The sequence below is a fragment of the Escherichia whittamii genome, assembly GCF_014836715.1.
GTDB classification, from domain to species: Bacteria; Pseudomonadota; Gammaproteobacteria; order Enterobacterales; family Enterobacteriaceae; genus Escherichia; species Escherichia whittamii.
In genome coordinates this window covers 95194-116721 of the sequence record NZ_JACSQI010000010.1, presented here as the reverse complement: position 1 = coordinate 116721, position 21528 = coordinate 95194, and the positions used below count along the sequence as shown (strand labels likewise).

At 49.7% G+C, this 21528-nt stretch carries 18 protein-coding genes and 1 pseudogene; 11 read left to right on the top strand and 8 right to left on the bottom strand.

From position 1 onward, the window contains the following. Positions 1–27: 27 nt before the first annotated feature. Positions 28–1089 carry an AI-2E family transporter gene (locus tag H9644_RS15715; RefSeq protein WP_064526262.1) on the bottom strand — a complete coding sequence of 354 codons (1062 nt, stop codon included), beginning with the start codon at positions 1087–1089 and terminating at the stop codon, positions 28–30. Positions 1090–1301: 212 nt separating this feature from the next. On the opposite strand from H9644_RS15715, the gene bepA reads away from it, so the two are divergent. Both bepA and arsC read left to right on the top strand, forming a co-directional pair. Then, the gene (bepA, locus tag H9644_RS15710) at positions 1302–2765 is read left to right on the top strand and encodes a beta-barrel assembly-enhancing protease (protein ID WP_064526260.1); all 1464 of its coding nucleotides are present in this window, start codon (positions 1302–1304) and stop codon (positions 2763–2765) included. A 20-nt stretch (positions 2766–2785) separates the two neighbouring features. Beyond that, positions 2786–3145 carry an arsenate reductase (glutaredoxin) gene (arsC, locus tag H9644_RS15705; RefSeq protein WP_064526258.1) on the top strand — a complete coding sequence of 120 codons (360 nt, stop codon included), beginning with the start codon at positions 2786–2788 and terminating at the stop codon, positions 3143–3145. Positions 3146–3272: 127 nt separating this feature from the next. Here the strand turns inward: arsC and H9644_RS15700 are convergent, their stop codons facing one another. From H9644_RS15700 to upp, 3 genes are all read right to left on the bottom strand, one after another. Then, complete coding sequence (locus tag H9644_RS15700; RefSeq protein ID WP_074399451.1) at positions 3273–3974, bottom strand: DnaA inactivator Hda; 702 nt, start codon at positions 3972–3974, stop codon at positions 3273–3275. 95 nt (positions 3975–4069) lie between these two features. Beyond that, positions 4070–5359: a uracil permease gene (gene uraA, locus H9644_RS15695; protein ID WP_180556945.1), complete on the bottom strand. Its 1290-nt coding sequence runs from the start codon at positions 5357–5359 to the stop codon at positions 4070–4072. A gap of 88 nt (positions 5360–5447) precedes the next feature. Next, the gene (gene upp / locus H9644_RS15690; RefSeq protein ID WP_001295473.1) at positions 5448–6074 is read right to left on the bottom strand and encodes a uracil phosphoribosyltransferase; all 627 of its coding nucleotides are present in this window, start codon (positions 6072–6074) and stop codon (positions 5448–5450) included. A gap of 323 nt (positions 6075–6397) precedes the next feature. Here upp and purM point away from each other — a divergent pair, with 323 nt between their 5' ends. The 4 genes from purM (at position 6398) to ppx (ending at position 11859) form a co-directional block, all read left to right on the top strand. Beyond that, entirely contained in the window at positions 6398–7435 is a 1038-nt protein-coding gene (purM, locus tag H9644_RS15685; protein WP_191775284.1) for a phosphoribosylformylglycinamidine cyclo-ligase, read from the top strand. Continuing rightward, a complete protein-coding gene (gene purN / locus H9644_RS15680; RefSeq protein ID WP_064526254.1) occupies positions 7435–8076 on the top strand; it encodes a phosphoribosylglycinamide formyltransferase in 642 nt (213 codons plus the stop codon). Before purM ends, purN begins: the two co-directional genes overlap by 1 nt. Before the next feature lie 171 nt (positions 8077–8247). Next, on the top strand, positions 8248–10314 hold the full coding sequence (gene ppk1 / locus H9644_RS15675) for a polyphosphate kinase 1 (RefSeq protein ID WP_064526252.1): 2067 nt from the start codon (positions 8248–8250) through the stop codon (positions 10312–10314). A gap of 3 nt (positions 10315–10317) precedes the next feature. Beyond that, positions 10318–11859, top strand: a complete 1542-nt coding sequence (gene ppx, locus H9644_RS15670; RefSeq protein WP_064526251.1) for an exopolyphosphatase — start codon at positions 10318–10320, stop codon at positions 11857–11859. A 44-nt stretch (positions 11860–11903) separates the two neighbouring features. Here the strand turns inward: ppx and H9644_RS15665 are convergent, their stop codons facing one another. Beyond that, positions 11904–14147, bottom strand: coding sequence for a bifunctional diguanylate cyclase/phosphodiesterase (locus H9644_RS15665; RefSeq protein WP_191775282.1), 2244 nt, complete (start codon positions 14145–14147; stop codon positions 11904–11906). 184 nt (positions 14148–14331) lie between these two features. Then, a pseudogene (locus H9644_RS15660) lies at positions 14332–14481 on the bottom strand (hypothetical protein); the annotation flags it as partial. 17 nt (positions 14482–14498) lie between these two features. Here H9644_RS15660 and H9644_RS15655 point away from each other — a divergent pair. The 4 genes from H9644_RS15655 (at position 14499) to H9644_RS15640 (ending at position 16804) form a co-directional block, all read left to right on the top strand. Further along, positions 14499–14690, top strand: a complete 192-nt coding sequence (locus H9644_RS15655) for a YfgG family protein (protein ID WP_064526245.1) — start codon at positions 14499–14501, stop codon at positions 14688–14690. A 312-nt stretch (positions 14691–15002) separates the two neighbouring features. Next, a complete protein-coding gene (locus tag H9644_RS15650; protein ID WP_074399430.1) occupies positions 15003–15521 on the top strand; it encodes an outer membrane lipoprotein in 519 nt (172 codons plus the stop codon). Positions 15522–15536: 15 nt separating this feature from the next. Continuing rightward, on the top strand, positions 15537–16076 hold the full coding sequence (locus H9644_RS15645; protein WP_064526241.1) for a DUF5384 family protein: 540 nt from the start codon (positions 15537–15539) through the stop codon (positions 16074–16076). Between the two features lie 101 nt (positions 16077–16177). After that, on the top strand, positions 16178–16804 hold the full coding sequence (locus H9644_RS15640) for an SMI1/KNR4 family protein (RefSeq protein ID WP_191775280.1): 627 nt from the start codon (positions 16178–16180) through the stop codon (positions 16802–16804). 88 nt (positions 16805–16892) lie between these two features. Here the strand turns inward: H9644_RS15640 and guaA are convergent, their stop codons facing one another. Continuing rightward, positions 16893–18470, bottom strand: coding sequence for a glutamine-hydrolyzing GMP synthase (gene guaA, locus H9644_RS15635; protein WP_191775278.1), 1578 nt, complete (start codon positions 18468–18470; stop codon positions 16893–16895). 68 nt (positions 18471–18538) lie between these two features. Then, the gene (gene guaB, locus H9644_RS15630; protein WP_064526989.1) at positions 18539–20005 is read right to left on the bottom strand and encodes an IMP dehydrogenase; all 1467 of its coding nucleotides are present in this window, start codon (positions 20003–20005) and stop codon (positions 18539–18541) included. 161 nt (positions 20006–20166) lie between these two features. On the opposite strand from guaB, the gene xseA reads away from it, so the two are divergent. Further along, complete coding sequence (gene xseA / locus H9644_RS15625) at positions 20167–21528, top strand: exodeoxyribonuclease VII large subunit (protein ID WP_064526234.1); 1362 nt, start codon at positions 20167–20169, stop codon at positions 21526–21528.

Genomic DNA, 21528 nt, shown 5'->3' with positions numbered 1-21528 from the left:
ATATCCGGTGATATATTGGAATGAAGATTACTCTTGCGCGATTTGTCCATCCGGCCAGGCATGGATTACCGCTTTGATTAGCGTCGCCAGTGGAATAGCGAAGAATACGCCCCAGAATCCCCACAGCCCGCCGAAAATCACCACTGATAAAATAATCACCAGCGGATGCAGGTTAACTGCTTCAGAGAACAACACCGGTACGAGTAAGTTACCGTCCAACGCCTGGATAATCAGATACACCGCGAAGCAGCTCCAGAACTCGGTGCCGGCGCCAAACTGGAATAGCGCCACGCCAACCACCGGAATGGTCACCACAAATGCGCCAATGTACGGAATAAGCACCGAGAAACCGACCAGCACCGCCAGCAGCAGCGAATAGTTCAGCCCGAAGAGTAAGAATCCCAGCCAGGTGGCGATCCCCACCACAATCATCTCCAGTACCTTGCCACGGATGTAGTTGGTGATTTGCTGGTTCATCTCCTTCCACACCTGCCCTGCCAGCCCACGGTTGCGCGGCAGCACCCGACGAACGGCATTCAGCATTTGCTCTTTGTCTTTCAGCAGGAAGAAGACCATCAATGGCACCAGCACCAGATAGACGGCAATGGTCAGCAAACCAACCAGCGAGGCGAGAGAAATTTTTACCACTGAATCGCCCATGGTAAGCATCCGGCTACGCATATTGTCAGCCATCGCATCAATAATGCCCGCGTCCATCAACGCCGGATAACGGCGCGGCAACGTGGCAGCAAAATCTGAAAGCTTATTGAGCATGCCCGGCATATCGCGGATTAAATAAATGCCCTGTTGCCAGGCGATAGGCAGTACCACGAACGCCATCAGCAGCAAAATACCGACAAAAACCACCAATACAATCGACGTTGCCCAACGGCGGGAACAGCCAATAGATTGCAGGCGCACAGTGGGCCATTCCAGCAAATAGGCCAGCACAATAGCCACCAGCAACGGCGCGAGCAGGCCACTAAAGAAAAAGATAATGCCAAAACCGGCAACTAAAATAACCAGCAAGGCAATCGCTTCCGGGTCGCTAAAACGGCGGCGATACCATTGCATCAACATTTCGAGCATAAAGACCTTCCCTGAACCTCAAGAGGGGGATTGCGATCCGCAATTGTATCGAAATGTCACAAAAAAGACTTCGCTTTTTATGACGGATTCAGGAAACTGAAAAGTCATTTGAGTGGGCTAATCTTCACCGTTACACTCAAAGGCGGCGCGGTGGGAACGATATTTCACAGTATCGGTCAAATGACTATCTCCAAAAATACAGGACAGAGGTTATGTTCAGGCAGTTGAAAAAAAACCTTGTTGCTACCCTCATTGCTGCTGTGACCCTCGGTCAGGTGGCCCCGGCGTTTGCCGATAGCGCAGACACCTTGCCGGATATGGGAACCTCCGCAGGAAGCACGCTTTCCATTGGTCAGGAAATGCAAATGGGCGACTATTACGTTCGCCAATTACGCGGCAGCGCGCCGTTAATTAATGATCCGCTATTAACGCAATACATTAACTCGCTGGGGATGCGTCTGGTTTCGCATGCCAATTCAGTAAAGACGCCGTTCCATTTCTTTCTGATCAATAACGATGAAATTAACGCCTTTGCTTTCTTTGGCGGCAACGTGGTACTGCACTCTGCCCTGTTCCGTTATTCCGATAACGAAAGCCAACTGGCTTCGGTTATGGCGCATGAAATCTCCCACGTCACCCAGCGTCACCTGGCGCGAGCGATGGAAGATCAGCAACGTAGCGCACCACTCACCTGGGTCGGGGCGTTAGGTTCTATTTTACTGGCAATGGCGAGTCCGCAGGCGGGAATGGCGGCGCTGACCGGTACGCTTGCGGGAACGCGCCAGGGGATGATCAGCTTCACCCAGCAAAACGAACAGGAAGCAGACCGCATTGGGATTCAGGTGCTGCAACGCTCGGGGTTCGATCCGCAGGCGATGCCGACCTTCCTCGAAAAATTGCTCGATCAGGCGCGCTACTCTTCGCGTCCGCCGGAAATTTTGCTGACTCACCCGTTGCCGGAAAGCCGTCTGGCTGATGCTCGTAACCGTGCTAATCAGATGCGCCCGCTGGTGGTGCAATCGTCAGAAGACTTCTATCTGGCGAAAGCGCGTACTCTGGGGATGTACAATTCCGGACGTAACCAGCTCACCAGTGATTTGCTGGATGAATGGGCGAAAGGTAACGTTCGTCAGCAACGGGCGGCACAGTATGGCCGTGCTTTACAGGCGATGGGAGCCAATAAATTCGATGAAGCACGGAAGACGCTACAGCCATTACTGGCGGCAGAACCGACTAATGCATGGTTTCTCGATCTGGCAACCGATATTGACCTTGGGCAACACAAAGCCAATGACGCTATCAATCGGCTGAAAAATGCCCGCGATTTGCGCACCAATCCGGTGTTGCAACTCAACCTGGCAAACGCTTATCTGCAAGGCGGTCAACCGCAGGAAGCGGCCAATATTCTGAATCGCTACACTTTTAATAATAAAGATGACAGCAATGGCTGGGATTTGCTGGCACAGGCAGAAGCCGCGCTAAATAACCGCGATCAGGAACTGGCTGCGCGAGCAGAAGGTTATGCGCTGGCCGGGCGACTCGACCAGGCCATTTCTCTGTTAAGTAGCGCAAGTTCGCAGGTGAAATTAGGCAGCCTGCAACAAGCGCGTTACGATGCTCGTATCGACCAGTTGCGCCAGTTGCAGGAACGCTTTAAGCCTTATACGAAAATGTAATTCGCATTAAAGGAAGAACAATGACCAAACAGGTAAAAATCTACCACAACCCACGCTGTTCAAAGAGCCGTGAAACGCTGAACCTGCTGAAAGAAAATGGTGTGGAGCCGGAAGTGGTGCTCTATCTTGAGACACCTGCCGATGCAGCAACGCTACGTAATTTGCTGAAAATGTTGGGTATGAATAGCGCCCGTGAACTGATGCGCCAGAAAGAGGAGCTTTATAAAGAACTGAACCTGGCTGACAGTTCACTTAGCGAAGAAGTGCTGATTCAGGCAATGGTGGATAATCCGAAGCTGATGGAGCGCCCGATTGTGGTCGCGAATGGCAAAGCGCGGATTGGTCGTCCACCGGAGCAGGTGCTGGAAATCGTGGGTTAAGATGCGCCTCATCGCTAGTTAAGGCACATTGCCGGATGCGACGCTTGCCGCGTCTTATCCGGCCTACGAATACAATGGACTCACTTCGCGCAGGTCTTCGTACCACATCCGACAATAAAAACCTTGTCTACAGCTTCAGAATTTCTTTCACAAACGGAATGGTCAATTTACGTTGTGCGGTAATTGATGCGCGATCCAGCTGATCCAACGTCATAAATAGCGTGCGCATCTCTCTGTCGAGCCGCTTCAGCAAGAAACGTCCCACATCTTCCGGCAGTTCAAAACCACGCAAACGGGCGCGTAACTGTAAAGCCTGCAATTTGTCTTCATCTGAAAGTGGCTGCAGCTTGTAGATCTGCCCCCAGTCGAGACGTGACGCGAGATCCGGTAACCCCAGATTCAACTGACGTGGTGGACGATCGCCAGTGATCAGCAACCGTGTTTTACCCGACTCCAGAATCCGATTGTAGAGATCGAAAATCGCCATCTCCCACAACTCATCGCCAGCAATACACTCAATATTGTCGATGCAAACGAGCGACAGTTGTTCCATACCATCGAGCACTTCCGGAACAAACCAGGTGCGTTTATCCAGCGGGACATACCCTACCGCATCGCCACGCTGCGACAATTCCGCGCAAGCCGCGTGCAGCAGATGGCTGCGCCCCGCGCCTTCGCGTGCCCAGAGATAGATGTAACCGCTATGTTCCTGACGCAGCACGTTTTTCATCGCGGCCAGTAAAGAGGAGTTATCCCCCGGCCAGAAACTTGCAAAGGTTTCGTCGTCAGGAAGATAAAGTGGCAAAGAGAGCTGTGCCGGTGTGTTCAGAGATACCTCAACCAGGGATTTCACAAAATCGCGAGAAGTTTACCACAGAATTCCATCATGTTTGAACCGGGCAGCATTACTGCCCGGCCGCTACATTATTTTTCTGTCATATCGGCGTCTTCTGCATCCAACACCACTTCTTCCGGGCGGAGCACGCTGATCAATTTAAAGATCAGGCTTAAGCCAATGCCGACGATGGTCGCCAGCGCCATACCTTTCAGCTCTGCCGCACCAATGTTTACCTTCGCGCCGCTGACGCCGATGATCAGGATCACGGAAGTCAGGATCAGGTTCTGTGCTTTATTGTAATCCACTTTCGATTCAATAAGCACACGAATACCAGAAGCGCCGATGACACCGTAAAGCAGCAGCGAAACACCGCCCATCACCGGCAGTGGGATCATCTGGATAGCAGCAGCCAGTTTACCAACACAGGAGAGCAGGATGGCGAAGATCGCCGCACCACCGATTACCCAGGTACTGTAAACGCGGGTGATCGCCATAACGCCGATGTTTTCCCCGTAGGTGGTGTTTGGCGTGGAACCAAAGAACCCGGAGATAACGGTCGACAGGCCGTTAGCGAACATGGAACGGTGCAGGCCCGGATCGCGCAACAGATCTTTTTTCACGATGTTAGCCGTTACCACCAGATGCCCTACGTGTTCGGCAATAACCACCAGCGCCGCAGGCAGAATGGTCAAAATGGCAAACCACTCAAAGCGCGGCGTGTAAAGAGTCGGCAGAGCAAACCAGTGAGCGTTAATAATCGGCGTGGTATCGACAATTCCCATTGCGAAGGAGAGCGCGTACCCCACCAACACACCAATCAAAATAGGGATAATCGCCAGGAAACCGCGGAACAGTACGGAACCTAAAACCGTAACAGCCAGGGTAGTAATGGAGATAATGATGGTTTTGGAATCTGGCGTTTGCCCTTCAGCCGGGAGTAAGCCCGCCATGCCAGCAGCTACGCCCGCCAGTTCCAGACCAATGACAGCAACGATGGCCCCCATTGCCGCTGGAGGAAACAGCACATCCAGCCAGCCAGTCCCTGCTTTCTTCACAATAAAAGAAACCAGACAGAACAGCACGCCGCACATAATAAAGCCGCCCAGCGCAACTTCATAACCCAACGGCAACAGCAATAATACCGGAGAAATAAAGGCAAAGCTCGAACCAAGATAAGCAGGGATTTTCCCTTTACAGATGAAGAGATACAGCAGCGTTCCGATACCGTTAAATAACAGTACGGTTGCTGGGTTGATATGAAATAAGACGGGCACCAGGACGGTTGCACCAAACATGGCGAACAAATGTTGTAAACTAAGCGGGATTGTCTGTAAAAGTGGCGGTCTTTCACTCACCCCGATAGCACGGCGCGTCATAGTATTATCCTCTGTATATTATGTGTTATAGGCGCTTTACTCAAAAAAAAGCCGACTCTTAAAGTCGGCTTTAATTATTTTTTATTCGTTATTTCGTACCAAAGATTTTATCACCGGCATCGCCGAGGCCCGGGATAATGTATCCGTGCTCATTCAGCCCCTGGTCAATCGATGCGGTATACAGCTCGACGTCCGGGTGCGCTTTTTCCAGCGCAGCGATACCTTCTGGCGCAGCCACCAGCACCAGCACTTTAATGCTGCTGCAGCCCGCTTTTTTCAGCAGGTCGATGGTCGCGATAACGGAACCACCGGTTGCCAGCATTGGGTCGACGATCAGCGCCATACGCTCATCAATGTTAGAAACCAGTTTCTGGAAGTACGGTACTGGCTCCAGCGTTTCTTCATTACGGTACATACCGACCACGCTGATGCGCGCACTCGGAACGTTTTCCAGCACGCCGTCCATCATCCCCAGGCCCGCACGCAGGATCGGCACCACGGTAATTTTCTTACCTTTGATCTGGTCGATTTCTACCGGACCGTTCCAGCCTTCGATAGTAACTTTTTCAGTTTCGAGGTCGGCGGTCGCCTCATAAGTCAGCAGGCTACCCACTTCAGAAGCGAGTTCGCGAAAGCGCTTGGTGCTGATATCTTGCTCACGCATCAGTCCCAGCTTGTGTTTGACGAGTGGGTGTTTGACTTCCACGATCTTCATACTCTTTCTCCTTTGAGGGCAGCCACAAAAAAAATCGACGGATTATACCGCCTTTTTTTAAGGCGGCAATATTATTTTCGTTGACTTTAGACAAACTAACAACGGTTTGATAAAAAATCATTTCACATTCAAATAGTTATTTATTGTCATTATCTCACAATACATTCATTCATTACGTTTATTTATGCGCTACTTCGCTGTTTGGTAGGCGAAAAGAGGCTGAAAAAGGTTATGTAAAGCAGTCTCGCAAACGTTTGCTTTCCCTGTTAGAATTGCGCCGAATTTTATTTTTCTACCGCAAGTAACGCGTGGGGACCCAAGCAGTGACCGATAAAACCTCTCTTAGCTACAAAGATGCCGGTGTTGATATTGACGCAGGTAATGCTCTGGTTGGCAGAATCAAAGGCGTAGTGAAGAAAACGCGTCGCCCGGAAGTGATGGGCGGTCTGGGCGGCTTCGGTGCGCTGTGTGCGTTGCCGCAAAAATATCGCGAACCTGTGCTGGTTTCCGGCACTGACGGTGTAGGCACCAAGCTGCGTCTGGCCATGGATTTAAAACGCCACGATACCATTGGTATCGATCTGGTCGCCATGTGCGTTAATGACCTGGTGGTACAAGGCGCTGACCCACTGTTTTTCCTCGATTATTACGCAACCGGAAAACTGGATGTTGATACCGCTTCAGCGGTGATCAGTGGCATCGCCGAAGGCTGTCTGCAATCCGGCTGTTCGCTGGTGGGCGGCGAAACAGCGGAAATGCCGGGGATGTATCACGGCGAAGATTATGATGTTGCTGGTTTCTGTGTTGGGGTGGTAGAAAAATCAGAAATCATCGACGGTTCTAAAGTTAGCGACGGCGATGTGCTCATTGCACTCGGCTCCAGCGGCCCGCACTCTAACGGTTACTCGCTGGTACGCAAAATTCTCGAAGTCAGCGGTTGCGATCCGCAAACTACAGAGCTGGACGGCAAACCCCTGGCCGATCATCTACTGGCACCAACCCGTATTTATGTGAAGTCCGTGCTGGAATTGATTGAAAAGGTTGATGTTCACGCCATTGCGCACCTGACCGGCGGCGGTTTCTGGGAAAACATTCCTCGCGTATTACCAGAAAACACTCAGGCAGTGATTGATGAATCCTCCTGGCAGTGGCCGGAAGTGTTCAACTGGCTGCAAACGGCAGGTAACGTCAGCCGCCATGAAATGTATCGTACCTTCAACTGCGGCGTCGGGATGGTTATCGCCCTGCCTGCTCCGGAAGTGGACAAAGCTCTCGCCCTGCTCAATGCCAACGGTGAAAACGCGTGGAAAATCGGTATCATCAAAGCTTCTGATTCCGAACAACGCGTGGTTATCGAATAATGAATATTGTGGTGCTTATTTCCGGCAACGGAAGTAATTTGCAGGCAATTATAGATGCCTGCAAAACCAACAAAATTAAAGGCACCCTACGGGCAGTTTTCAGCAATAAGGCCGACGCGTTCGGCCTTGAGCGCGCCCGCAAAGCAGGTATCGCAACGCATACGCTTATTGCCAGTCAATTTGACAGTCGGGAAGACTATGATCGGGAATTGATGCACGAAATCGACGTGTACGCACCCGATGTGGTCGTTCTGGCCGGTTTTATGCGCATTCTCAGCCCAGCGTTTGTTTCCCACTACGCCGGGCGTTTGCTGAACATTCACCCTTCCCTGCTGCCGAAATATCCCGGTTTGCATACCCATCGTCAGGCTCTGGAAAATGGCGATGAAGAACATGGTACATCGGTGCATTTCGTGACCGATGAGCTGGACGGCGGCCCGGTAATTTTGCAGGCTAAAATTCCGGTTTTTGCCGGTGATACAGAAGATGAAATCACCGCTCGCGTGCAAACCCAGGAGCATGCTATTTACCCGCTGGTCATTAGCTGGTTTGTTGATGGTCGTCTGAAGATGCATGAAAACGCCGCGTGGCTGGATGATCAACGTCTTCCACCGCAGGGCTATGCCGCCGACGACGAGTAATCTTCCGCATTTTAAAGCGCCAGCGCTACTGCTGGCGCTTCTCGTTTCTCCTGTAAATCGCAGGCTTCAGCAGTTTTTTTCCCCCTTTTCTGGCATAGTTGGACATCTGCCAACATTGCTCGCCATAATAGCCAGGCAGTGTCCCGTGAATAAAACGGAGTAAAAGTGGTAATGGGTCAGGAAAAGCTATACATCGAGAAAGAGCTCAGTTGGTTATCGTTCAATGAACGCGTGCTTCAGGAAGCGGCGGACAAATCTAACCCGCTGATTGAAAGGATGCGTTTTCTTGGGATCTATTCCAATAACCTTGATGAGTTCTATAAAGTTCGCTTCGCTGAACTGAAGCGACGTATCATTATTAGCGAAGAACAAGGTTCTAACTCTCACTCCCGCCATTTGCTGGGCAAAATTCAATCCCGCGTGCTAAAAGCCGATCAGGAATTTGACGGTCTTTACAACGAGCTGCTGCTGGAGATGGCGCGTAACCAGATTTTCCTGATTAATGAACGCCAGCTCTCCGTTAATCAACAAAACTGGCTGCGTCATTATTTTAAGCAGTATCTGCGTCAGCACATTACGCCGATTTTAATCAATCCTGACACTGACTTAGTGCAGTTTCTGAAAGACGATTATACCTATCTGGCGGTGGAGATTATTCGTGGCGATACCATCCGTTACGCGCTGCTGGAGATCCCGTCGGATAAAGTTCCGCGCTTTGTGAACTTGCCGCCGGAAGCACCGCGTCGACGCAAACCAATGATTTTGTTGGATAACATTCTGCGTTACTGCCTTGATGATATCTTCAAAGGCTTCTTTGATTACGACGCGCTAAATGCCTATTCGATGAAGATGACCCGCGACGCCGAATACGATTTAGTACACGAGATGGAAGCCAGCCTGATGGAGCTGATGTCCTCCAGTCTGAAGCAGCGTTTAACCGCAGAACCAGTACGTTTCGTTTATCAGCGTGATATGCCTAACGCGCTGGTTGAAGTGTTGCGTGAGAAACTGACTATTTCTCGTTACGACTCTATTGTCCCCGGCGGCCGTTACCACAATTTTAAAGACTTTATTAATTTCCCTAATGTCGGCAAAGCAAATCTGGTTAACAAACCACTGCCGCGTTTACGCCATATCTGGTTTGATAAAGCCCAGTTCCGCAACGGTTTTGATGCCATTCGCGAACGCGATGTTCTGCTCTATTATCCTTATCACACCTTTGAGCACGTACTGGAACTGCTGCGTCAGGCCTCATTCGACCCGAGTGTACTGGCGATAAAAATCAATATTTACCGTGTGGCAAAAGATTCACGCATCATCGACTCGATGATCCACGCAGCGCACAACGGCAAGAAAGTGACCGTGGTGGTTGAGCTACAGGCACGTTTTGACGAAGAAGCTAACATTCATTGGGCGAAGCGACTAACCGAAGCTGGCGTGCACGTTATCTTCTCTGCGCCGGGGCTGAAAATTCACGCCAAACTGTTCCTGATTTCACGTAAGGAAAACGGTGAAGTCGTGCGTTACGCGCATATCGGGACCGGGAACTTTAACGAAAAAACCGCGCGCCTTTATACCGACTATTCGCTGCTGACCGCCGATGCGCGCATCACCAACGAAGTGCGACGGGTGTTCAACTTTATTGAAAACCCATACCGTCCGGTGACATTTGATTATTTAATGGTGTCGCCGCAAAACTCCCGCCGTCTGTTGTATGAAATGGTGGATCGCGAAATTGCCAACGCACAACAAGGGCTGCCCAGCGGTATTACTCTGAAACTGAATAACCTGGTCGATAAAGGGCTGGTCGATCGTCTGTATGCGGCATCCAGTTCCGGCGTACCGGTGAATCTACTGGTACGCGGGATGTGTTCGCTGATCCCCAATCTGGAAGGCATTAGCGACAATATTCGTGCTATTAGCATTGTTGACCGTTACCTTGAACATGACCGGGTATATATTTTTGAAAACGGTGGCGATAAAAAGGTTTACCTTTCTTCCGCCGACTGGATGACACGCAACATTGATTATCGTATTGAAGTGGCTACGCCGCTGCTCGACCCGCGCCTGAAGCAGCGGGTGCTGGATATCGTAGAAATTTTGTTCAGCGATACGGTGAAAGCGCGTTATATCGATAAAGAACTCAGTAATCGCTACGTTCCCCGCGGTAATCGCCGGAAAGTTCGGGCGCAGTTGGCGATCTACGACTACATAAAATCACTCGAACAACCAGAATAACCTATGCCAATACACGACAAATCCCCTCGTCCGCAGGAGTTTGCTGCGGTCGATCTTGGTTCAAACAGTTTCCACATGGTTATTGCCCGTGTGGTGGATGGCGCCATGCAGATTATTGGCCGCCTGAAACAACGGGTACACCTGGCAGATGGTCTGGGGCCAGATAATATGTTGAGTGAGGAGGCGATGACGCGCGGTTTAAGCTGTCTGTCGCTGTTTGCCGAACGCTTGCAAGGTTTCTCTCCCTCTAGTGTCTGCATTGTCGGGACACATACACTGCGTCAGGCGCTGAACGCTACTGATTTTCTGAAACGCGCAGAAAAGGTTATCCCCTATCCGATTGAAATTATTTCCGGCAACGAAGAAGCTCGTCTGATTTTTATGGGTGTGGAACATACCCAGCCAGAAAAAGGTCGCAAACTGGTTATTGATATTGGCGGCGGCTCAACGGAGTTGGTAATTGGAGAAAATTTCGAACCGATTCTCGTCGAAAGCCGCCGGATGGGTTGCGTCAGCTTTGCCCAGCTTTATTTTCCGGGCGGGGTCATCAATAAAGAGAATTTTCAGCGCGCACGCATGGCGGCTGCACAAAAACTGGAAACATTAACCTGGCAATTCCGTATTCAGGGCTGGAACGTTGCGATGGGGGCTTCCGGCACCATTAAAGCCGCCCATGAAGTGTTGCTGGAAATGGGCGAGAAAGACGGCATCATAACACCAGAGCGCCTCGATAAACTGGTGAAAGAAGTTTTACGTCATCGTAACTTCTCGGCGTTAAGTTTGCCGGGTCTGTCGGAAGAACGGAAAACGGTTTTTGTTCCTGGCCTGGCTATTTTGTGTGGTGTATTTGATGCCTTAGCCATTCGTGAACTGCGGCTTTCTGACGGGGCGCTGCGTGAAGGCGTTTTGTATGAAATGGAAGGACGTTTCCGCCATCAGGATGTGCGTAGCCGCACCGCCAGCAGCCTCGCCAACCAGTATCACATTGACAGTGAACAGGCCCGACGGGTGCTCGACACAACCATGCAAATGTACGAACAATGGCGGGAACAGCAACCGAAGCTGGCTCATCCACAACTGGAAGCATTACTGCGCTGGGCTGCCATGCTGCATGAAGTTGGATTAAGCATTAATCATAGCGGCCTTCATCGCCATTCGGCGTATATCCTGCAAAACAGCGACTTGCCTGGATTTAATCAGGAGCAACAACTGATGATGGCAACGCTGGTGCGTTATCATCGTAAAGCGATTAAACTCGACGATCTGCCGCGCTTTACGCTGTTTAAGAAAAAACAATTCCTGCCGTTAATTCAGCTATTGCGCCTTGGCGTATTACTTAACAATCAACGTCAGGCAACCACGACACCGCCGACATTAACTCTGATTACTGATGACAGCCACTGGACGCTGCGTTTTCCACATGACTGGTTTAGCCAGAACGCGTTGGTATTGCTTGATCTGGAAAAGGAGCAAGAATACTGGGAAGGCGTGAGTGGCTGGCGGTTAAAAATTGAAGAAGAAAGCACGCCAGAAATCTCGGCTTAATATGAAATGAAAACGGGCCAACCAGTTGTGTTGGCCCAAATGAATTACGCGCTTTCTCGAGCAGGTTCTCTTTCGGCCACAATCGCAATTAACGGCTGCGGTTCACCAATCAAAAAGCCTTGCAGGTAATCAATACCCAAAGAGTGTACGGCTTTGCGAATCTCTTCATTTTCAACATACTCCGCAACTACTTGCATTTTCTTCATTCGTGCCAGATGACAAATCGATGCCACTATCTGGTAATCCAGGCTATTTGAGGCAATATTACGGATGAAGCTGCCATCAATTTTTAATAAATTGGCATTCACATTTTTTAGCCGCGCATAGCTTGCGTATCCGGTGCCGAAATCATCAATAGCAATCTGGCATCCTAACTCCTGAAGATGTTGTAACGTGTTCTGTGCCTGCTTAACATTGATAAGGGCATTACTTTCAGTGACTTCAAAGATAAGCTGCCACGCTTCTATTTGGTATTTCGCCAATAACTTACTAATTTTAACAGGAAAGCGAGCCTGACAAACTGACGTTGGTGACAAATTAATCGCAAATCGTTGGGCGGGCATTTTCTCTTTATTTTCCGCCATAAATTGCAATGTATGTTCGATGACCCACATGTCGATACTGGACGATAAGCCAAATTCATGCGCAACCGGCAAGAAATTATCAGGATTGATGAGTTCATCATTCTCCCCTCGCATACGCAGCAAAATTTCATGATAGACATCGCCGCGCACTCCAGTAATTGGCTGGGCCATAAGGCAAAAATCGTCTTGCTCAAGCGCCTGCTGTAGCCGATTCATCATTGCCACTTTGTCTTTTAATTCTCGTTGCAGATACATTGCCCCGCGACGCTGCATATTTTCCGGGGCATTAGTCACGATAGAGAGTTCAGCAACCGTACTTAGCTCACCTAACAGCAAATAGATATGATTCACTGGTGAACGGACATAGCAATAGCTGACTCCAATCTGTGGTTGCAATGGCATATCATCCCAAAAGAAACGAAACTGCTTAAGATGGTTATCCAATGCGATAATGCGCTCCTGGTGAGACTCTGTATTCAGTCGCAGCGCGAGATCATTGCCAGAAAGCTGATAAACATCCTCTCCGGGTTCCAGTAAAGGTGCCAGCCAATGTGAAAGCTTTTGTTTGTATTGGATACGCAGCATGATGCCATAGTTCTTTACCAGCATTTCCATACCAGGAATGCGTAAATAACATAGCGCGGACCAGGGCGCATCACGCAGCGCGCGATTCAAGGCGCGAACATTCGGCAGATGAACAACCGGATCCACGTAAGCCAGTCGCTGAATGCGTCTGGTCACCGCTCGTTGACGCGTTGCCAGAACAGCCATGTAATTGACGATAAAAGAAAATACCAGATAGCTGGAGGAGGTTATGGTTAGTTGAGTGGTATACCCATGATAAAAGGGAATATAATTCTGGTAGCTATGGATACTGATCATCAGCACTATTGCCCAGAGCAACGAAATCAGCTTGTAGCCATAACGCATCGCTCCCCACATCATCAGCGGCAGCAATAACGACAAGGTATAGTTGGTGCTGAAAATTGTGCTTTTTTCATTTAAAGGCATACATAGCAGCAATAACAATGCGCCCAGAGCAAGCAACCATAGCGCGAACTCTTTTTTTGTAACTTTACTGTCAATCTGTTGTTTTAATTGAGAATAATAGCTTCGCAAATAAAATGGATTTCGTACAGAACGAATGATGAAGTAGCAAAGCGGGACACCTATCAGATTACCCACCAGTAAGGCCTGGTAATTGATTAAGGTTCCCAAATTAAAGGGCATGACACCCACCAGATTGGTTCTGCTTGCCAGTAAACCTACAAACGCCGCAAACTGGAAGAGCACCAGAAACAACGTTGCAGGGAAAACAATCTGCCAAAAAATGCGCTGGGAAATTAAGCGGGTATCACCATGTGAAACGTTGTTACGCCGGGGAGTAAAGACCCTGTAACCGCCCCAACAGATAATGATAATGATAATGAAATTAACCGTTAACGAGAGCGTTTCATAAAAACCAAGCTCGGCATACTTGCGAACAAAAATCCCTAAAGCAATACCTGGTAATGCTGCCCAGCTAAAAAACATCATCATGCTGATCATCAGCGCTAGCGGCAGATAAAAGAGAAAAACTTCACCAGAAGAAATATGTGCGCAAGTATTTATACGGGCAAAAACAGGCAAGATTATAGATGGCAGGATCAGCGGAAGCCCCCACCATTTATCACGTATTTTTATATAAGTTGCATTCAGTTTCATAGATGCTCAGCAGAATCCCCCACATCCTGAAGGGGGTGTATTCAGACAGGCATCCCACCTGACTTCGTATGATGATTATTCATCACTATAGAGAGCATTGATTCTAAGTGTCATATGAAAGTTCCAATTGATATATATCAAACAAAATAACCCTGATTAATGAATTATTACGTTTATCATGTTGGTTCATCATTATTACATCATCACTGTAAATAATTAAATCAACTTTCATAACATTAAAATATGTATCAGCTGACGCTTTTTTACATAACGAAGAATTGACCATTTTGTCCTGGTGTGCCTTAATGTAAGTACCGTCCACAGTGTGGGACATACTTCAAGGAACCTTTTGTGAGTCAGGCAACCAGTATGCGAAAACGACACCGATTTAACAGTCGCATGACCCGTATCGTACTGCTTATCAGCTTTCTCTTCTTCTTTGGCCGCTTTATCTACTCTTCCGTTGGCGCCTGGCAGCATCATCAGAGCAAAAAAGAAGCTCAGCAATCCACACTCTCTATCGAATCCTCGGTACAACGTTAGCGATTACCTTCGTCACCTTTACTGAACAAGACGACTCAATGCTGTCAGATACGGTTGCTCTTTGTTGTTATCAAAGCGGCAGGCATTTATTTATCTAAATTTTTACCTCTTTGTCCTGATTTCGAATCATTCTGCAATAAGACGCAATATATATTAGATATAATATATCTGTTTGTATTATGCGTTTGTGCGCATTTATTTGTTTGATGAATTTAAATAAATTTAATCTATTCCTCCATAGTCTATACATTTACTTTCCTCTTTCGATGATCTTAAATATCTTGTTTTTCGTAAAGTCTATAACAAGGAATAGTGATGAAATTTAAAAAATGTCTTCTGCCTATGGCAATGTTAGCGTCATTCACCCTGGCAGGATGCCAGTCAAATGCTGACGATCATGCCGCCGATGTTTATCAAACCGATCAACTGAATACCAAGCAAGAAACTAAAACCGTTAATATTATTTCCATTCTTCCCGCAAAAGTTGCCGTAGACAACTCCCAAAATAAACGGAACGCACAAGCTTTCGGTGCGCTTATTGGCGCAGTCGCTGGCGGTGTTATCGGCCACAATGTCGGGTCTGGCAGTAATTCCGGAACGACGGCAGGCGCAGTTGGCGGCGGAGCTGTAGGTGCGGCAGCGGGTTCTATGGTGAATGATAAAACCTTAGTGGAAGGTGTTTCTTTAACTTATAAGGAAGGCACCAAAGTGTATACCTCCACCCAGGTAGGTAAAGAATGCCAGTTTACGACGGGTTTAGCCGTTGTTATTACCACGACGTATAACGAAACGCGTATTCAGCCAAATACCAAATGTCCTGAAAAGAGCTAACTATCAGGAGGACTCATGAAGAAAGTTTTTCTTTGCGCCATTTTAGCCGCTGTTAGTAGCTCGGCTTTCGCCTCTTCATTACAGGATCAACTTTCAGCTGTCGCAGAAGCTGAACAGCAAGGTAAAAATGAAGAGCAAAAGCAGCATGACGAATGGGTCGCGGAGCGCAACAGGGAAATTCAGCAAGAGAAACAGCGTCGCGCAAACGCTCAGGCAGCCGCTAACAAAAGAGCGGCAACGGCAGCGGCGAATAAGAAAGCTCGTCAGGATAAACTGGACGCCGAAGCCACTGCGGACAAAAAACGCGATCAAAGTTATGAAGATGAGTTGCGCAGCTTAGAGATTCAGAAACAAAAACTGGCGCTGGCGAAAGAAGAAGCCCGCGTTAAGCGCGAGAACGAATTTATCGATCAGGAGCTGAAGCACAAAGCCGCGCAAACGGATGTCGTGCAATCTGAAGCTGACGCTAACAGAAATGTGACAGAAGGTGGTCGCGATTTGATGAAAAGCGTGGGTAAAGCAGAAGAGAATAAATCGGACAGCTGGTTTAACTAAGCGATGTCAGTAACTTCAAGCCTATGATCCGTGAGGATTATAGGCTTTCTTATATTGCAATATACGTTTCTAACTCTCCTTCATTTAGAACAGGATATGACATGGATACAAATGCCAAAACGCCAAAACTCGACAATGATATACCTCCTCTGGTTTGGCCCGAATTTGTTGATCTTAACGCACGTGTAGACTGGTGGCGCACCTGTGTCCTTGCCTGGAGTGAAGAGTGGAACCGACGCTCGCCCATTTCCCCTGTTCCCGCCAGTGAAATTGAAGCACTTGAACAAAGGTTGGGTTGTACAATTCCTCCATTACTTCGCTCGTATCATGAACACATTGGCACCCTTAATCTGGCGGAAACGCTTTGCAGTGTGCAACCTGCACCTTACGCGGCAATTGAACCATTAACCGACGCGTACCCTGGGATCACAGATCTTCTGGAAGAGCTACCTGATAGTAATGGACTGAGGAATCTTGTCGATCAACTTATCGCTTTTGGCGACTATTTGGGGAATGGAAATTTGTGGTGTTTTCACCGGGTAACAGGCGAAGTCTGGTATTTTGATCACGACTGTCCGCCGATGCTGACACAAATGTTCAGTGATGTTGGTCAGTATCTCGACCTGGTCATGTTTAAATGTCTACTCACAGTGCATGGTGAGGAAGATAATGAAGAAATGTTACGCGAGAAATTAGGTGATGCGTTGGTGGAAAAATGGATGTATTAAGCCAGAGTAGTATCTTAATTCAGATGTGAAGAATATTTAATAATGGCACTTATCCTTGTGCCATGATCATTAATCAATTATAGGGAAATCATTCCCACTCAATGGTAGCTGGCGGTTTGCCGCTGATGTCATACACCACGCGGGAAATACCGTTCACTTCATTGATAATACGGTTGGAAACGCGGCCGAGGAAGTCGTACGGCAGATGCGCCCAGTGTGCGGTCATGAAGTCGATGGTTTCGACAGCACGCAGAGAGACAACCCAGTCATATTTACGACCATCGCCCATTACGCCAACAGAACGTACCGGCAGGAACACGGTGAACGCCTGGCTGACTTTGTCGTACAGGTCCGCTTTACGCAGTTCTTCAATAAAGATGGCATCAGCACGGCGCAGCAGGTCACAGTACTCTTTCTTCACTTCGCCCAGTACACGAACGCCGAGGCCCGGTCCCGGGAACGGGTGACGGTAGAGCATGTCGTATGGCAGACCCAGCTCCAGACCAATCTTACGCACTTCGTCTTTGAACAGCTCTTTCAGCGGTTCAACCAGGCCCATCTTCATCTCTTTCGGCAGGCCGCCAACGTTGTGGTGAGATTTGATTACGTGTGCTTTACCCGTTGCAGAAGCGGCAGATTCGATAACGTCAGGGTAGATAGTCCCCTGTGCCAGCCACTTCACATCTTCCAGTTTCAGCGCTTCTTCATCGAATACTTCAACGAAAACGCGACCGATGATTTTACGTTTTGCTTCCGGATCGTTTTCACCAGCCAGTGCTGACAGGAAGCGCTCTTCTGCCGGAACGTGAACAATGTTCAGGCCAAAGTGATCGCCAAACATATCCAGAACCTGCTCTGCTTCGTTGAGACGCAGCAGGCCGTTGTCCACGAATACGCAGGTCAGGTTTTTGCCGATAGCGCGGTGCAGCAGCATAGCGGTCACGGAGGAATCCACGCCACCAGAGAGGCCGAGGATCACTTTATCGTCGCCCACCTGCTCGCGAATGCGGGCTACGGCGTCGTCGATAATTTTTGCCGGCGTCCACAGGGCTTCACACTGGCAGATATCCAGTACAAAACGCTCCAGCATGCGCATACCCTGGCGAGTGTGAGTCACTTCCGGATGGAACTGTACGCCGTAAAAACGTTTTTCTTCGTTGGCCATAATGGCAAACGGGCAGTTTTCGGTGCTGGCAACGGTGATGAAGTCGGAGGGGATAGCGGTAACTTTATCGCCGTGGCTCATCCAGACATCCAGCAGCGGTTTACCGTCTGCGGTCAGAGCATCTTCGATACCGCGAACCAGTGCGCTGTCGTTAACGACTTCAACCTGCGCGTAGCCAAATTCACGTTCGTTAGAGGCTTCAACGTGACCGCCCAACTGCATCGCCATGGTCTGCATACCATAGCAAACGCCGAATACCGGTACGCCTGCTTCAAAGACATATTGCGGCGCGCGCGGGCTGTTTTCTTCGGTGGTGCTTTCCGGGCCACCGGAAAGAATAATGCCGCTTGGATTGAAGTCACGAATTTGTGCTTCTGTCACATCCCACGCCCACAGTTCACAGTAGACGCCCAACTCACGCACGCGGCGCGCAACCAGTTGAGTGTACTGAGAACCGAAGTCCAGAATGAGGATGCGATGCTTATGAATGTTTTCCGTCATTGACGCTTATTCCGAGGCAAGTGAAACAGATAATATAAATCGCCCGACATGAAGTCGGGCGAAGAAAATCAGGAGCCCAGACGGTAGTTCGGGGACTCTTTGGTGATGGTCACGTCATGAACGTGGCTTTCCTGAATACCCGCACCGCTGATACGTACAAACTCCGCTTTAGTACGCAGTTCGTCGATAGTAGCACAGCCGGTCAGCCCCATACAGGAGCGCAGGCCACCCATCTGCTGGTGAATGATCTCTTTCAGGCGACCTTTGTAGGCTACGCGGCCTTCGATACCTTCTGGCACCAGTTTGTCGGCAGCGTTGTCGCTCTGGAAGTAACGGTCAGAAGAACCTTTGGACATCGCGCCCAGAGAGCCCATCCCACGGTAAGATTTGTAAGAACGGCCCTGGTAGAGTTCGATTTCACCCGGAGATTCTTCAGTACCTGCCAGCATGGAACCTACCATCACCGCGCTTGCGCCAGCGGCGATAGCTTTGGCGATATCGCCAGAGAAGCGAATACCACCATCAGCGATAACCGGAATACCAGTGCCTTCCAGCGCTTCAACTGCGTCAGCAACAGCGGTGATCTGCGGAACACCTACACCAGTAACGATACGGGTAGTACAGATGGAGCCTGGGCCGATACCCACTTTAACCGCGCTGCAACCAGCTTCTGCCAGGGCGCGTGCGCCTGCAGCTGTTGCAACGTTGCCGCCGATGATTTGCAGATCCGGATATTTGGCACGAGTTTCACGGATACGTTGCAGAACGCCTTCAGAATGACCGTGCGAGGAGTCGATCAGCAGAACGTCAACACCTGCGGCAACCAGCGCATCAACACGCTCTTCGTTACCCGCACCCGCGCCAACGGCCGCACCAACACGCAGGCGACCTTGTTCATCTTTACAGGCGTTCGGTTTACGTTCCGCTTTCTGGAAGTCTTTCACGGTGATCATGCCGATCAGGTGGAATTCATCATCAACAACCAGCGCCTTTTCAACGCGTTTTTCGTGCATTTTTGCCAGCACAACTTCACGGGCTTCGCCTTCACGCACAGTTACCAGACGCTCTTTCGGCGTCATGTAAACACTAACCGGCTGGCTCAGGTCGGTCACAAAACGCACGTCACGACCGGTAATGATGCCGACCAGTTCGTTTTCTTCGGTAACAACCGGGTAGCCAGCAAAACCGTTACGCTCGGTCAGCTCTTTCACTTCACGCAGGGTGGTTGTCGGCAGTACGGTCTGCGGATCGGTTACCACGCCAGATTCGTGTTTTTTCACACGGCGAACTTCTTCAGCCTGGCGCTCAATAGACATGTTTTTGTGGATAAAGCCGATACCGCCTTCCTGAGCCAGAGCAATAGCCAGGCGCGCTTCCGTTACGGTATCCATTGCTGCGGAAAGCATAGGAATATTCAGACGAATAGTTTTCGTCAGCTGAGTGCTGAGGTCAGCAGTATTCGGCAGAACGGTAGAATGAGCAGGAACGAGGAGAACGTCGTCAAACGTCAGAGCTTCTTTAGCGATACGTAGCATGGGCAATATCTCGACCAGAGTGGTTAATAAATATTGCCGCGGCATTATACAGAGCGTAACCGATTGCATCTACCCCTTTTTGCAAATAATACTTGCGATCCCCGGTCAGCACGTTACTATCGATTGAATAACCTGCTGATTTAGAATTTGATCTCGCTCACATGTTACCATCTCAATCCCCCGCAATTTTTACGGTTAGTCGCCTGAATCAGACCGTCCGTTTGCTGCTTGAGCAGGAGATGGGGCAAGTGTGGATCAGCGGCGAAATCTCTAACTTTAGCCAGCCCTCTTCCGGGCACTGGTACTTTACGCTCAAAGACGATACCGCCCAGGTGCGCTGTGCGATGTTCCGCAACAGCAACCGACGGGTCACCTTCCGCCCACAGCATGGGCAACAGGTTTTAGTTCGCGCCAATATTACGCTCTACGAGCCGCGCGGCGACTATCAGATAATCGTCGAAAGTATGCAGCCTGCCGGTGAAGGCTTGCTGCAACAGAAGTACGAACAACTCAAAGCGAAGTTGCAGGCGGAAGGTTTGTTCGATCAGCAACTAAAAAAACCACTCCCCTCCCCTGCGCATTGCGTTGGTGTGATCACATCAAAAACCGGTGCGGCACTGCACGATATTTTGCATGTGTTAAAGCGTCGAGATCCGTCTTTGCCGGTAATTATCTACCCTACTGCCGTTCAGGGTGATGATGCGCCGGGGCAAATCGTTCGTGCCATTGAACTGGCGAATCAACGCAACGAATGCGACGTTTTGATCGTCGGGCGCGGCGGTGGTTCGCTGGAAGATTTATGGAGTTTTAACGACGAACGCGTGGCGCGGGCGATTTTTGCCAGCCGGATCCCGGTGGTGAGTGCCGTCGGCCATGAAACTGATGTAACCATCGCTGACTTCGTCGCTGACCTGCGCGCGCCAACGCCGTCAGCCGCTGCTGAAGTCGTAAGCCGTAATCAGCAAGAATTGTTGCGCCAGGTGCAATCTGCGCAGCAGCGGCTGGAAATGGCGATGGATTATTATCTCGCCAACCGCACGCGACGCTTTACGCAAATTCATCATCGGTTACAGCAGCAGCATCCGCAGCTACGCCTGGCACGCCAACAAACCACTCTGGAGCGTCTGCAAAAACGGATGAGTTTTGCGCTGGAAAACAGGTTGAAGCGGGCAGGTCAGCAACAGCAACACCTTAGCCAGCGCCTGAATAATCAAAACCCGCAACCGCGGATCCATCGCGCGCAAACGCGCATTCAGCAATTAGAATATCGCCTGGCGGAAACGCTTCGTAACCAACTCAGTGTCACGCGCGAACGCTTTGGTAATGCAGTGACGCATCTTGAAGCCGTGAGCCCACTCTCCACGCTGGCGCGCGGATACAGCGTCACCAGCGCAACGGATGGCGAAGTGCTGAAGCAGACCAAACAAGTGAAAGCCGGTGATATGTTAACTACCCGTCTAAAAGACGGGCTGATAATTAGCGAAGTGCACTCCGTGAAGCGCACAAGAAAAATACGTCAGTAA

What these genes read in the sequence shown, in the direction of transcription:
- H9644_RS15715 (WP_064526262.1), bottom strand. Translation starts at nt 1,089, where the DNA reads ATGCTCGAAATGTTGATGCAATGGTATCGCCGCCGTTTTAGCGACCCG.
- ppx (WP_064526251.1), top strand. Translation starts at nt 10,318, where the DNA reads ATGCCAATACACGACAAATCCCCTCGTCCGCAGGAGTTTGCTGCGGTC.
- xseA (WP_064526234.1), top strand. Translation starts at nt 20,167, where the DNA reads ATGTTACCATCTCAATCCCCCGCAATTTTTACGGTTAGTCGCCTGAAT.
- H9644_RS15645 (WP_064526241.1), top strand. Translation starts at nt 15,537, where the DNA reads ATGAAGAAAGTTTTTCTTTGCGCCATTTTAGCCGCTGTTAGTAGCTCG.
- purN (WP_064526254.1), top strand. Translation starts at nt 7,435, where the DNA reads ATGAATATTGTGGTGCTTATTTCCGGCAACGGAAGTAATTTGCAGGCA.
- H9644_RS15665 (WP_191775282.1), bottom strand. Translation starts at nt 14,147, where the DNA reads ATGAAACTGAATGCAACTTATATAAAAATACGTGATAAATGGTGGGGG.
- upp (WP_001295473.1), bottom strand. Translation starts at nt 6,074, where the DNA reads ATGAAGATCGTGGAAGTCAAACACCCACTCGTCAAACACAAGCTGGGA.
- guaB (WP_064526989.1), bottom strand. Translation starts at nt 20,005, where the DNA reads ATGCTACGTATCGCTAAAGAAGCTCTGACGTTTGACGACGTTCTCCTC.
- arsC (WP_064526258.1), top strand. Translation starts at nt 2,786, where the DNA reads ATGACCAAACAGGTAAAAATCTACCACAACCCACGCTGTTCAAAGAGC.
- uraA (WP_180556945.1), bottom strand. Translation starts at nt 5,359, where the DNA reads ATGACGCGCCGTGCTATCGGGGTGAGTGAAAGACCGCCACTTTTACAG.
- ppk1 (WP_064526252.1), top strand. Translation starts at nt 8,248, where the DNA reads ATGGGTCAGGAAAAGCTATACATCGAGAAAGAGCTCAGTTGGTTATCG.
- H9644_RS15640 (WP_191775280.1), top strand. Translation starts at nt 16,178, where the DNA reads ATGGATACAAATGCCAAAACGCCAAAACTCGACAATGATATACCTCCT.
- guaA (WP_191775278.1), bottom strand. Translation starts at nt 18,470, where the DNA reads ATGACGGAAAACATTCATAAGCATCGCATCCTCATTCTGGACTTCGGT.
- bepA (WP_064526260.1), top strand. Translation starts at nt 1,302, where the DNA reads ATGTTCAGGCAGTTGAAAAAAAACCTTGTTGCTACCCTCATTGCTGCT.